The organism is Streptomyces sp. SCPE 10 (genome assembly GCF_051980735.1).
GTDB classification, from domain to species: domain Bacteria; phylum Actinomycetota; class Actinomycetes; order Streptomycetales; family Streptomycetaceae; genus Streptomyces; species Streptomyces misionensis.
Genome location: NZ_CP197069.1, coordinates 7,580,872 through 7,594,077, shown reverse-complemented (window position 1 = coordinate 7,594,077; position 13,206 = coordinate 7,580,872). Strand labels below are relative to the sequence as shown.

11 protein-coding genes are annotated in these 13,206 nt (G+C 73.0%); 9 read left to right on the top strand and 2 right to left on the bottom strand.

Translation table 11 applies throughout. The features are described from left to right. Window positions 1–85 precede the first annotated feature (85 nt). From ACSP97_RS34445 to ACSP97_RS34405, 9 genes are all read left to right on the top strand, one after another. Window positions 86–505 (top strand): hypothetical protein, encoded by a 420-nt coding sequence (locus ACSP97_RS34445; protein WP_382069664.1) that lies wholly within the window; start codon window positions 86–88, stop codon window positions 503–505. A 301-nt stretch (window positions 506–806) separates the two neighbouring features. Next, entirely contained in the window at window positions 807–1,232 is a 426-nt protein-coding gene (locus tag ACSP97_RS34440; RefSeq protein WP_355154104.1) for a MarR family winged helix-turn-helix transcriptional regulator, read from the top strand. After that, on the top strand, window positions 1,229–3,670 hold the full coding sequence (locus tag ACSP97_RS34435) for an MFS transporter (protein WP_440555819.1): 2,442 nt from the start codon (window positions 1,229–1,231) through the stop codon (window positions 3,668–3,670). Before ACSP97_RS34440 ends, ACSP97_RS34435 begins: the two co-directional genes overlap by 4 nt. A 258-nt stretch (window positions 3,671–3,928) precedes the next feature. Further along, the gene (locus ACSP97_RS34430; protein WP_355524569.1) at window positions 3,929–5,119 is read left to right on the top strand and encodes an acyltransferase family protein; all 1,191 of its coding nucleotides are present in this window, start codon (window positions 3,929–3,931) and stop codon (window positions 5,117–5,119) included. A 656-nt stretch (window positions 5,120–5,775) separates the two neighbouring features. Next, window positions 5,776–6,669, top strand: coding sequence for an STAS domain-containing protein (locus ACSP97_RS34425; RefSeq protein WP_382014857.1), 894 nt, complete (start codon window positions 5,776–5,778; stop codon window positions 6,667–6,669). Between the two features lie 8 nt (window positions 6,670–6,677). Beyond that, on the top strand, window positions 6,678–7,034 hold the full coding sequence (locus ACSP97_RS34420) for an STAS domain-containing protein (protein ID WP_070029930.1): 357 nt from the start codon (window positions 6,678–6,680) through the stop codon (window positions 7,032–7,034). Further along, the gene (locus tag ACSP97_RS34415) at window positions 7,034–7,480 is read left to right on the top strand and encodes an anti-sigma regulatory factor (RefSeq protein WP_364725951.1); all 447 of its coding nucleotides are present in this window, start codon (window positions 7,034–7,036) and stop codon (window positions 7,478–7,480) included. The genes ACSP97_RS34420 and ACSP97_RS34415 overlap by 1 nt, the downstream gene beginning before the upstream one ends. After that, window positions 7,477–8,550: an anti-sigma regulatory factor gene (locus tag ACSP97_RS34410; RefSeq protein ID WP_358271638.1), complete on the top strand. Its 1,074-nt coding sequence runs from the start codon at window positions 7,477–7,479 to the stop codon at window positions 8,548–8,550. Before ACSP97_RS34415 ends, ACSP97_RS34410 begins: the two co-directional genes overlap by 4 nt. Continuing rightward, window positions 8,534–10,207, top strand: a complete 1,674-nt coding sequence (locus tag ACSP97_RS34405; RefSeq protein WP_440555818.1) for a PP2C family protein-serine/threonine phosphatase — start codon at window positions 8,534–8,536, stop codon at window positions 10,205–10,207. The genes ACSP97_RS34410 and ACSP97_RS34405 overlap by 17 nt, the downstream gene beginning before the upstream one ends. A 51-nt stretch (window positions 10,208–10,258) precedes the next feature. On the opposite strand, the gene ACSP97_RS34400 is transcribed toward ACSP97_RS34405, so the two are convergent. Both ACSP97_RS34400 and ACSP97_RS34395 read right to left on the bottom strand, forming a co-directional pair. After that, window positions 10,259–10,501, bottom strand: a complete 243-nt coding sequence (locus ACSP97_RS34400; protein WP_355154115.1) for a chaplin — start codon at window positions 10,499–10,501, stop codon at window positions 10,259–10,261. 140 nt (window positions 10,502–10,641) lie between these two features. Next, window positions 10,642–12,906, bottom strand: coding sequence for a catalase (locus ACSP97_RS34395; protein WP_391869241.1), 2,265 nt, complete (start codon window positions 12,904–12,906; stop codon window positions 10,642–10,644). Window positions 12,907–13,206 lie beyond the last annotated feature (300 nt).

The following is a 13,206-nucleotide window of genomic DNA, read 5'->3' as shown; positions in this document are numbered from 1 at the left end:
TCGTCGTTCCAAGTGACCACGCCAACCGGCATGTTCCTCTCCTTTGGCGTGAACAGTTGAACTCACCACAGAAAAGGACGGATCCATGATGGTCACGAAGCGGCGTTCCCTGCGTGCGGCCGTCGTCGGCGCCCTCGGCGCGGCCTCCCTCGCCCTCGCGGGCACCGCCATGGCGGCCACCCCGGCCGCCCACACCACGGCTCCCGCCGCGGCCCGCACGGCCCAGACCGTGAAGGCGAGCATCACGGCGACGCCGTCGGTGTCCTCCGTGCGCGCCTGGACGCTGTTCCGGGTCACCGGCAAGACCACCGGCCTCCCGGCGGGCAGCAAGGTGACCCTCCAGCAGAAGCAGGGCACCAAGTGGGTCACCCTGCCCGCGTCCACACCCGTCGCCCGCAGCGGCTCCTACGCGCTCCGGGTCGAGCTGGGCCTGAAGGGCAAGAACGACCTGCGCATGGTCAGCGGCAGCACGACGTCCCCGGTCTTCAACGTCACGGTCCGCTGAGCGGCCGTACCCCACCGCGGGCCGGTGCCGGGACGGATCCGTCCGTCCCGGCACCGGCCCGCACGCATTGCGCCGAACGAGCGGCGCACCGGTATCCGGCCCTCGGCGCCGGGTAGGTCCGGCCGGTGGCCGCTCCGGGCGGCCCGGCCCCGGAATCCCCGTCGCCCGGCACCCGAAACCCTTACGAAGTTTTTCATAGGGTGCCTATATAAGAGGGTGATACTTAAAGAGTGTGGATCACTCTCACAGAGATGCGGACGTGCAGCGGACCGCACAGTTACTGGCCGATACGACCGCTGCCGTGATCAGGGTCGTGACCGACCACCGTGACCTCAGCCTCACCGCCGCCTCCACCCTGGCCCGACTGGAGCGCGAGGGGCCGCTACGGCTCACCCTCCTGGCGGCGGCGGAGGGCGTGGCCCAGCCCTCGATGTCCCAGTTGGTGCAACGGCTGGAACGCCAGGGACTGATCATGCGGGTCGGTGACGCGGTGGACGGCCGGGTGACGCTGATCGGCATCAGCGACGCCGGCCGGGACGTCCTGGCCGCACGCCGGCGGTCACGCGACGCGCGCCTGGCCGATCTGATGGCCACCCTGCCCGACGACGACCAGCGGGCCCTCGCGGAGGCGATGCGCGTGGTCGCCCCCCTCGTCCAGCGCATGCTCACGGACGACGCGCGATCCGCCCCCCAGCCCCAACGGCGAGACACCGGGAGCAATCGATGACGACCAAGGAGACCGGCCGCATACCCGGCGCCGCCGCGCCCGGGCAGCACCGCAGGCGCGGCTGGATCGGCGCGGACGACCCCGGTTACAAGTGGGTGGCGCTGACCAACACCACGCTGGGCATGCTGATCGCCACGATCAACAGCTCCATCGTGCTGATCTCGCTGCCCGGCATCTTCACCGGCATCCGCCTCGATCCGCTCGAACCCGCCAACGTCAGCTATCTGCTGTGGATGCTGATGGGCTACATGCTGGTCACCGCGGTGCTGGTGGTCGCGCTCGGCAGGCTCGGCGACATGATGGGCCGGGTCCGCATCTACAACGCGGGCTTCCTGATCTTCACGCTCACCTCGGTGATCCTCTCGCTCGACCCCTTCCACGGCGGCGGCGGGGCGCTGTGGCTGATCGGCTGGCGCATCGTGCAGGCCGTCGGCGGTTCGATGCTGATGGCCAACTCGGCGGCGATCCTCACCGACGCGTTCCCGGCCCGGCAGCGCGGCATGGCGCTGGGCGTCAACATGGTGGCGGGCATCGCCGGTTCCTTCCTCGGCCTGGTGCTCGGCGGTGTGCTCGTCACCTGGAACTGGCGCTCCATCTTCTGGGTCAACGTGCCCATCGGCCTGATCGGCACGGTGTGGGCGTACAAGTCGCTGCACGAGACCGGCATCCGCCGGCCGGGGCGGATGGACTGGTGGGGCAACATCACCTTCGCCCTCGGCCTGACCGCGCTGCTCGCCGGGATCACCTACGGCATCCAGCCGTACGGCGGTCACACCATGGGCTGGACCAACCCCTGGGTGCTGGCGGGGCTGATCGGCGGCGCGGCGATGCTCGCGGTCTTCTGCGTGGTGGAGAGCCGGGTCGCCGAACCGATGTTCCCCCTGCGCCTGTTCCGCAACGCGGCCTTCGCCGGCGGCAACGCCGCGACGCTGCTCGGCGCCATCGCCCGCGGCGGGCTCCAGTTCATGCTGATCATCTGGTTGCAGGGCATCTGGCTGCCGCTGCACGGCTACGACTACGCGGACACGCCCCTGTGGGCGGGCATCTACATGCTCCCGCTGACCATCGGCTTCCTGCTCGCCGGGCCGCTGTCGGGCGCGCTGTCCGACAAGTTCGGGGCGCGGCTCTTCGCGGCCTGCGGCTTCCTGGTGATGGCGGTGTCGTTCGCCGGGCTGCTGGTGCTGCCGAGCGACTTCTCGTACTGGGTGTTCGCCGCCCTGATCTTCCTGAACGGGCTGGGCGGCGGTCTGTTCGCCGCCCCCAACACGGCGATCATCATGTCGAGCGTGCCGGCCGACGCCCGCGGCGCGGCCTCCGGGATGCGCGCGACGTTCCAGAACGCGGGCATGGTGCTGTCCATGGGCGTGTTCTTCTCGCTCATGGTCGCGGGGCTCGCCGGGACCCTGCCCGACACCCTCACCACCGGTCTGACGGCCCAGGGCGTCCCGGCGGGCGCCGCGCACACGGTCGCCGCGCTGCCGCCGGTCGGCGTCCTGTTCGCCGCCTTCCTCGGCTACAACCCGATCCAGCATCTGCTCGGCCCGGACATCCTCGGCCATCTGTCGCCGTCCGCCGCGGCGCACCTCACCGGCCGAGAGTTCTTCCCGCACCTGATCTCGCAGCCGTTCCACGACGGCCTGGTCGTGGTGTTCTCCCTGGCCATCGCCATGTCCCTGGCCGCGGCAGGTGCGTCGCTGATCCGCGGCCGGCGGACGGAGGCCGGGGCGGCGGTCGCCGGGTCACCGGCGTCCGGACCCGCGCCCGAACCGCCCGCGACCACACCCGCGTCCGCACCGGCGGTGGCGGCCGCGACGGCGGCGGGCCCGGGTCCGGCGGCCGAGGCGGTCGCCCGGAAGGTCGACCGAGCGCCCGTCGAGGAGAGGTCCGGGGAGTCCCCCGCAGGCCAAGGCGCGGTGGCCCCCAGGGGTGTCCTGCGCGGCCGGGTGTACGACAGCGCGGGGCGGCCCCTCGCCCGGGCGAGCCTCACCCTGGTCGACCAGGCAGGCCGGCAGCGGGCGCGTGCCACCACCGACGAGCACGGCGCCTATGAACTGACGACGACGGCGGAGGCCTCGTCGTACACCCTGGTCGTCTCGGCCACCGGGCACCACCCGCGGGCCGTCCAACTCGGCGCCGACGCCGGACCGGTCGTGCCGGACGTCGGACTGGCGGGCCTGGGCGACGTGCACGGGACGGTACGTCACCAGCACACCGGCCGGCCCGTCCCGGACGCGCGCATCACCCTGATCAGTGCCTCGGGCGAGGTGGTGGCCTCGGCCACCACCGCCGCCGACGGCACATACACCCTCCAGAACCTGGTCCCCGGCTCGTACACCGTGGTCACCTCCGGCTACGCCCCCGTCATGGCGGAGGTGACGCTGGGCGAGGGCACGTCCTGCGAGATGGACCTCGACGTGGGGCACGACGACGTCGGCTGACGAACTCGGCACGGCGGGGGCGCGGTTCGAACGAGCCGCGCCCCCGCCGTGTCCATCCCGGGCCTCAGGAAAAACCCCGCCGCCGGCCGGTGGAGTGGGGTCGCTCGTACGGGTGTAGCCGGGGGGATGTCCGTGGCGCGTAGGGGGTTGCCTCGTTCCGCATCTGTGTGATGTTTGCCATGTGACGTGATGGAACGGGGATGAACGGGCAACGTTCCCCTTCATGCCCTACGCCAACCCTCTGCGGCAGGTGATTCGATGACCACGGCGACGACCCGGGCGCTCCGGACGCCGCCCGCCCTGACCGGCACGACGAACGCCCGGCTTCCACCCGCCGCCAATCCGTCCCTGCCGTCCCTCACGGGGCTGCGGTGGATGGCGGCACTCCTGGTGTTCGGACTGCACGTCAACAACTTCGGTTATTTCGGCGGTACCGGTGCCCATGTCGTCTTCTGGGGATTCGGTGCCGGTGCCACCGGAGTGTCGTTCTTCTTCGTCCTCTCCGGATTCGTCCTGACCTGGTCGGCACGGCCAGGTGACAGAGCGCTCGCGTTCTGGCGGCGCCGTATCGCCCGTGTCTATCCGGTGCACCTGGTCACCCTCGGGGTGGCCGTCCTCATGACACTGACCCTGGCGCACCAGACCAAGCCGGTGCCCAAGCAGGCGCTGGCCACCGTGCTGCTGCTGCATTCCTGGTGGCACCCCTGGTGGCAGACGCTCAACCCGGTCAGCTGGTCCCTGGCGTGCGAAGCCTTCTTCTACGCCACCTTCCCGCTGCTGATCCTGGTGCTGCGCCGGCTCGGCGTGCGCGGATCGGTCGTGCTCGGTGCGCTGTCGGTGGCCGCGGTGGTGGTGCTGGCCTGGTCGGACCTCCACCACTGGTGGACGTACACGCTCTACTCGTTCCCGGCCGCCCGGCTACCCGAGTTCGTGCTCGGCGCGGTCACCGCGCGGCTGGTGCTGCTCGGCCGGTGGCGCGGTCCGGGGCTGGAGGCCTCGCTCGCGCTGGCGATCCTCGGCTACTTCTTCGTGCCCCAGTTCCGGCCCGGCTACCCCGCCACGCTGTGCACCCTCGTCGGGTTCGCGCTGCTCATCCCGGCGGCGGCCGTCGCCGACCTGAACGGGCACCCGTCCCTGTGGCGGCACCGGCGGCTGGTGCGGCTCGGGGAGCTGTCGTTCGCCTTCTACATGATCCATCTGCTGGTGCTGCGCGCCGGCACCAGCCTGTTGGGAACGAAGCCGCACTTCGGCGCCCTCGCGGGACTGGCCGTCACCGCGACCGCGTTCGCGATCTCGCTCGGGCTGTCCTGGGTGCTGTACGAGGCGGTCGAGTGCCCGGCCAGACGGCTGCTGCTGCGTCGCCGCAAGTCTTCGGCGAAGCCCCAGCCCCCCTCCCAGCCGGAAGCGGTACCGGCCCGCCGCGAGGCTCCGGCCGGCACGGCGGACTGAGGAAACCGCCCCAGAACACAAGTGTCCTGCGGTCAGCCGTCAGGCCCCCCTGGGAGGGCCTCGGCGGGACCGTGGGGCGCGGGCGGTGAAACGCCCGCCCCGGCCCACCGTCCGGATTTCCGGCCCTGTGCGGCATCCGCCCGGGGCATTCCGTCTCAGCGTCCACCCCGCCCGGGACCGCCGTCGCGCTCAGCGTCCGCCCGAGAGTGCGCCGGTCCGCTGGGCATCCGCCCCGGGGCCGATCCGCTCGGCCATCCGGTGAGCCGACACGAGCCTCCGCCCGGCCGCCCGACAGCCGCCCGGCGAGCCTCCGCCGCCGAGCCGTACCCGGCGCGCAGCCCCCTGGGCATCCCCTCCCCCGGCCGAGCTCGGCCGGCCCCGCGTACGCCCGTCCGAGTGACATCCGCAACAGTCGGGAGACTCTTGCGCGATCCGGGGTAGACGGCCCACCGGCAGTCGTACCGGGGCCACGCTCCAGCAAGCGCGTCCCGGGTCGGCCGTCGCCGTGAACTGACCGTAGGACAGTGGGAGTTGGCACGTCAGAGCCCTCCTCGGGTTTGGTCGCGCCGAGTGGCGGGGCTAATGTTGCCGGACGGTAAAGATCGGCTCGCCGCCGGCCGGACCGGCGGCGATGCCCGGCTGTGCGAGAGGAGAGTGTGACAGTGCCGGAGCAGGACGCGGCCGCATCGGCACCGCAATGGGTGGGTTCCTTCCTGGAGCGGCGCCAGGAGCAGATCGCCCAACGCTGGGCGGACGCCCCCCTGTTCCGCTCGGTGTTCACCGTCTCCCGGGACGAGGCGGTGGAGGCCTGCAAGGCGGTGGTGGACGCCCTGTCCGACGTGGCCGTCAGCGGATGCCTGGAGGACACCGGCGCGCCCGGGTACGAACCGGTGCGCGACCAGTTGGGGCGGATGACCCAGAACCGTGCGCGGACCGGGGCCACGCCGTCCCAGATCGCCGACGAGGTGGCCGCCCTGCGCGCGCCCGCCGTCGACCTGCTGCGCGAGGAGTTCGCGGACCCGGCCGCCCCGCAGGCCCAGGAGAGCGTGCTGGCGCTGACCCTGCTGCTGGGCACGCTGCGCCTGGTGGTGCTGGAGACGGCCCTGGACGCGGGCGCGGAACTGATCGAGCGGCAGCGTCAGCAACTGCTCGAAGTGGCCACACCGGTCATCAAGCTGTGGGAGGGCACGGTCGCCGTCCCACTGATCGGGACCCTGGACAGCGCGCGCAGCCAGGTGGTGATGGAGTCGCTGCTGGAGGCCATCGTCGACCAGCGCGCCCGGTACGCCATCCTGGACATCACCGGAGTACCCACCGTGGACTCCCTGGTGGCGCAGCATCTGATGAAGACGGTGGCCGCGGCGCGGCTGATGGGGGCCGAGTGCATCGTCTCCGGTATCCGCCCGGCGATCGCGCAGACGATCGTGCAGCTCGGCATCGACCTGGGCTCGGTGCTCACCCGCGCCTCGCTCGCCGACGCACTGGCTTACGCGCTGGGCCGGCAGGGCATCGAGGTCTCCCGCGCGCAGACGGGTACGAGCGCCCGGTGAACGAACCCATGGCGCCCGTCCCGGTGCTCGCCCTGGGCGACGTCCTGCTCGTCTCCCTCCAGGGCGAACTGCACGACGGCATGGCCGAACAACTCCAGCAGGACCTCAGCGAACGCATCGCCACGGCCGGGGTGACCGGTGTGGTGATCGACATCTCCGGAGTGGAGATCGTCGACTCCTTCCTGGGCCGGGTGCTCGCGGAGATCGCCTCCACCGCCCGGCTGCTGGCGGCCCGTACGGTGCTGGCCGGGATGCGTCCCGCGGTGGCGATCACCCTGGTGGAGCTGGGGCTGACGCTGCCCGGTCTGACCACCGCGCTGGACGTGGACCGGGCACTGGAACTGCTGTCCCAGAGGGGGAGATGATGCAGTCGTCCGGCCAGGCGTCCGCGACGAGAGTGCCCATCCGTTCGGACGCGGATCTGGCCTGGGTCCGGCAGCAGGTGCGGCAGTGCGCGGCACGCCTCGGGTTCGGTCTGGTCCAGCAGACGAAGCTGGTCACGGCGGCGAGCGAGCTGGCCCGCAACACCCTGGTGCACGGCGGTGGCGGACGCGCCGAGATCACCCCGCTGGACAACGGGCGGGCCCGGGGACTGAAGATGTCGTTCATCGACGAGGGCCCCGGCATCCGCGACCTGGAGCTGGCCATGACCGACGGTTACACCAGCGGCGGCGGCCTCGGCTTGGGGCTCAGCGGTGCCAGGCGGCTGGTGCAGGAGTTCAGTGTGGACACCGAGCCGGGCCGGGGTACGACCGTCACGGCCGTGGCCTGGGTGACGCAGGTGCCCTCGGCGCGCCCGGGGCTGGGATGACCCGGGTGTGGGAGGTCCCGGTGCACGACTCCACACGGGTCCGGGACGCCCGTACGGCGGTACGGGAGGCGTGCGCGCGGGCGGGGCTGGATCCCGAGCGCACGGCGGCCGGGGAGCTGGTGGCCACGGAGCTGGCGACCAATCTGCTCCGGCACGCGGGCGGCGGCAGCATGGTGGTCAACCTCGTGACACCGCCGTCCGGTGACGGGGCCTCGGTGCAGCTGTGGACGCTGGACCGCGGGCCGGGGATCGCCGATGTCGCGGCGGCGTTGCGCGACGGCTGCACCACCGCCGCCGAGACGTCCCTCGGCGCGGGCCTCGGCAGCTGTCTGCGCAACGCGGACGCCTTCCACCTCTACGGCGCGCCGGGCCGGGGCACGGTGGCGACGGCACGCATCGACCCCGAGCGGGCGGGCGGCGGTCACGCGCCGCCGCCCCCGCCCGGCGGTGCCCTCGCGGGTGGCATCGCCGTGTCCCTCGGGCAGGCCGAGATGTGCGGCGACGCCTGGGGCTGGGCGCGCCACGGCGCCCTGGTGACGCTGCTGCTCGCCGACGGCCTGGGGCACGGTCCGAAGGCCGCGCACGCGTCCACCGCGGCGGTCGCGGAGCTGGCCCGCTGCGGGCATCTGCCGCCGCCGGAGCTGCTGCGGCGGCTGCACCGGGCCCTGCGCCCCACCCGGGGCGCCGCGATCGCCGTCGCCCAGGTGGACACGGACCGTGCGGAACTGGGCTTCGCCGGGGTCGGCAACATAGGCGCCCGGCTGCGCACCGCGGACAGGTGGACGTCCCTGCTGTCGCATCCGGGGATCGTGGGGGCGTACTTCCCCTCCCACGTCCCCTTGCGGCGGGTGCCGTGGCACCGGGACAGTCTGCTCGTGCTCCACAGCGACGGGCTGCCCAGCCGCTGGAGTCCGCCCGAGGACCCCCAGCTGCTCGCCCAGGACCCGTCCGTCCTGGCCGCGGCGATCCTCCGGGACGCGGGCAGCGCAGCCCGCCCCCCGCGTGACGACACCAGCGTGGCCGTACTGGCCCCCGACCGCCGGACCCGCACAGATGACCGCCATCTCTGACACCTGGCCCCTCGCCGGCACCGCCGACGCGGCCCGTGCCCGTGCCCTGCTGACGCGGCTCATGACGGACGCGGGGGTGCCCGCGACGGCACGCGCCCGTCTCCTCGCCGAGGTCACCGCCCGGCTGCGCCCCTGCCTGGACGGGCAGCGGCAGCGGCTGGACGTGACCGCCGACGGGAGCGAGCTCCACATCGACCTGTCCGGGCCGGAGCCCTGGCGGCACACGCTGACCTGCCCCTCTCCCCTGCCGCAGCCCCTGCCCCGGCCGGACGAGATGGACGAGGCGGCACTCGCCGAGGCGCTGCTCGGCGCGGGCGAGGAGACCGCCGCCGTGCTCGCGGGCCTGGACGAGGCCGAGGAACTGGTGCGCTTCCACCGGGAGGAGCTGCACCAGACCAACCAGGGCGTGCTCGCGCTGCACGGCGAGCTGGAGGCCGCCGCGCTGGCGCAGCGCGACCTCCTCGACGCCGAGCGCACGGCACGCGCGGAGGCGGAGAAGGCCCGGCGGCTGCTGACCTTCCTCGCCGACGCCAGCGCCGCCATCAACGCCTCGTTGGAGCACGAGGACATCCTGCGTCGGCTGCCCAAGCTGCTCGTCCCGGAGTACGCCCGGCACGTCGACGTCTGGCTGGTGGACGACGAGCGCACCCAGTCGGCCGGGCGGGCGGCGGCCGCGGTGCTGGCGGCCCGCACCGGGCGCCCGCAGCACGCGGGCCCGAACCCCGGCGGGCTCCCGGGCGTGGACGACCTGCCGGCCTCCGCGCTCTGCCCGGACCGGCCGCTGCTGTGCCTGCCGCTCGGGGCACGCACGGTGCAGGGCGTGCTGACCCTGTCCGCGCCCGGCGAACGGTTCGACCCGGACACCACCGTGATGCTGGTGGAGCTGGCCCGGCGGGCGGGCATCGCGCTGGACAACGCGCGCCAGTACGAGCAGCACCGCGACGTCGCCGAGGCGCTCCAGCGCGCGCAGCTCACCGATCTGCCGGCCACCCGGGGCCTGGATCTCGCGGCGCGCTATCTGCCGGCCACGCACGGGCTGAACATCGGCGGCGACTGGTACGACGCGTTCCCGCAGCCCGACGGGAGCGTGCTGGCGGTGATCGGGGACGTCACCGGGCACGGGCTGCGGGCCGCGGTGATCATGGGCCAGCTGCGTACCGCGCTGCGCGCCTACGCCGTCGAGGGCAACGGGCCCGCCCGGATCCTCACCCTGCTGCACCGGATGCTGTGCCACCAGCAGCCGGAGCTGTACGCGACGTGCGCCATCGCCCGGATCACGCCCGGCGAGCCCGGTGTGGTGTGGGCGGCGGCCGGGCATCCGCCCGCGCTGGTGCGCGACCCCGGGGGCGAGGTGCGGGTGCTGGACGCGAAGCCGGGGGTCATGCTCGGGGTGCCGGTGCCCCACGAATACCGGGAGTACTACGAGGAGTTGCCCGCGGGCGCCACGCTCGCGCTCTACACGGACGGCCTGGTGGAGCGTCGCTCCGCCGGGATCGACGCGGGCATCGAGCGGCTGGGGCGGGCGCTGGCCGGACTCGGCGCGGCGGAGCTGGAGGAGCTGGACTCGGCGGCGGACGCGTTGCTGAGGCCGATGCTGTGCGACTCCGAACACGACGACGACATCTGTCTGTTGCTGTGCCGCACCACCGTGTCCTGACCGGCCCGTGCGCCGGCCCCCGGGGCGGGGAGCCGGCGCACGGGCGCATCGTCACTGGTTGACGCAGGTGTTGCCGAAGGCCGGGTTGAGCAGCCCGATGATGTCGACGGTGTCGCCGCACGCGTTGACGGGGATGTCGATCGGGAGCTGGACGACGTCGCCGGACGCGACCCCCGGGCTGCCGACGGCGGTGCCGGTCGTCGGGTCGGGGTCGGCGGCGAAGGCGGTGGCGGTGCCGCCCAGGGCAAAGACGCCCGCGAGAGCGGCCGTTGCGGCGATGCTGCGGATGCGCATGGTTCTGCCTCACTGGTTGACGTAGGGGACAGCACCATCACATCCGGCCCCGGGACAGTTCGCCTCTCCGGGTACGCCGACGGGGTGGCCCCCTTCGGAGGGAACCACCCCGCGTCGGTGCCTGCCGTCGGCCGCCCGGTTCAGGCGGCGGACGGGAAGCGCTCCCAGACCCGGTGCGCGCCGAGCAGTTGGACCAGTTCCTGGAGGACGGTGGTGGCGCCGTCGCCGGCGATCACCCCGGGGGCGTCGAGCGGGATGCCCGCCGCCTCCAGCGTACTCTCGCCGCCCTTGGCGGCGCCGATGGCCTTGCCGTGCCGGAAGGCCTCCCCCAGCAGCAGCCCGACCCGGGGGTCGGGGGTGGACTGGGGGTGCGGCAGGCCGGCCTTGGCGTCGCGGGCGCCGTAGGCGTCGGCGCCGACACCGGGGGTGCCGGCCACCAGCAGGGCGTCGAACTCCACGGAGCGCGCGGTGGCGTAGGTCCGCTGCACGGTCAGGGCGTCGCCGCCCGAGCCGAGCTTGCCGGCCTTGGGGGCGATGACCAGCGGCACCATACCGCCGTCCAGCACCTCCTGGCGGACCGCGGCCACGCCGTCGAGGTCGCCGTCCTCGCCGGTGATGATGCCGATGACCCGGCCGTCGACGGGCCAGGTGTGCCCGACCTGGGACAGGGCGGGGCTGGGCGCGACGTCGGCGAGCGGCTCGGTGGGCTCGGGGGCGGGCAGGCCGAGGCCGGCGGCGACGCCCGCGCACAGCTCCGGGTCCACGTTGGCCAGCACCTGCAACGCCCGCTCACGGATGGTCTGTTCGTAGCACTTGGCGAGTTCGAAGGTGTAGGCGCCGATGATGTGCTCGCGCTCCACCGGGCTCATGCTGAGCCAGAACCGGCGCGGCTGGCTGAAGTGGTCGGCGAACGACTCCGGGGCCTCGCGGACCTTGGTGGCCTCCGGCACCCGCACGGGGGCCTCGACGTAGGCGCCCATGTCGGCGCCGGCGGTGAACGGGCAGCCGCCGTCGAGGGAGTTGGGGCGGTAGGGGGCCACTCCGCGGTGCACGGCCGTCTGGTGGAAGCTGTCGCGCTGCATGTCGTTGACGGGGGCGTGCGGCCGGTTGATCGGGATCTGCGGGAAGTTGGGGCCGCCGAGCCGGGTGATCTGGGTGTCCAGGTAGGAGAAGAGCCGCCCGGCCAGCAGCGGGTCGTCGGTGATGTCGATGCCGGGGACGAGGTGGCCGACGTGGAAGGCGACCTGCTCGGTCTCGGCGAAGAAGTTGGTGGGGTTGCGGTTGAGGGTGAGCAGTCCGATCGGCTGCACCGGGGCCAGTTCCTCGGGGACGATGTTCGTCGGGTCGAGCAGGTCGATGCCCTCGAAGGTCTGGTCGGGGGTGTCGGGGAAGGTCTGGATGCCGAACTCCCACTCGGGGTAGGCGCCCGCCTCGATCGCGTCGGCGAGGTCCCGGCGGTGGAAGTCGGGGTCGACACCGCCGATGATCTGCGCCTCCTCCCACACCAGGGAGTGCACGCCGAGCTTCGGCTTCCAGTGGAACTTCACCAGGGTGGTCTCGCCGGCCGCGTTGACCAGGCGGAAGGTGTGGACGCCGAAGCCCTCCATGGTGCGGAAGGAGCGCGGGATGCCCCGGTCCGACATGTTCCACATGGTGTGGTGGGTGGCCTCGGTGTGCAGGGTGACGAAGTCCCAGAAGGTGTCGTGGGCGCTCTGCGCCTGCGGGATCTCGCGGTCGGGGTGCGGCTTGCCGGCGTGGATGACGTCCGGGAACTTGATCGCGTCCTGGATGAAGAAGACCGGCATGTTGTTGCCGACCAGGTCGAAGACGCCCTCGCTGGTGTAGAACTTCGTGGCGAAGCCGCGGGTGTCGCGGACGGTGTCGGCGGAGCCGCGGGAACCGAGGACCGTGGAGAAGCGCACGAACACGGGGGTCTCGACGTCCTCGGCGAGGAAGGCGGCCTTGGTGACGTTGGCCGCGGTGCCGTAGCTGCGGAAGACACCGTGGGCGCCGGCGCCACGGGCGTGCACCACGCGCTCGGGGATGCGCTCGTGGTCGAAGTGCATCACCTTCTCGCGCAGATGGTGGTCCTGGAGGAGGACCGGGCCCCGGGGGCCGGCCTTCAGGGAGTGGTCCGTGTCATGGAGCCGGGTGCCCTGGGCCGTGGTGAGGTAGCTGCCGCTCTGGGCCATCCGGGCCTGGTCGGCGCCGGTGGGCTGGCCGGTGGGCGAGACGGTGTCCGGGCCGGTCTGGTCGGGCTTGGGCGGCAGCGGCTCGCGGGCCTCGGTCGGCTCGGCGACCGGCGGCGACTCGACGCCCGGCTTGCCGGGGATGCCCTCTTCCGGCCCCTCGCCTCCGCCCTTGAGGGCGTCCGCCGCTCGCTTCAGGGGGTTCTTCTCGCTCATCACTACCTTTTCCTTCGCTGGTCACGGGGGCGGACCCGGCGCGGCGAGGCGGTCGGCGGCGCGTGGGGCCACGCCCAGGCACACGGCCGGCCCGGTGCGCCGGGTCCGGGTGACGTTCAGGGGACAGCCGGATCGAGGAGGTCGTCCGAGTTCCGTACCGAGGTCCCCGGGCCGGGGCGTCCGAAACCGGGAATCCGGGGATTTCCGGCCGGGGTGAAGTCGGGCCGTCTCCCAATCGAGTTGCCGGGACAGCTGGCCCGCCGGACGCGCTGGTCCGGTCCCGGAGACCGTTCGGGCAGG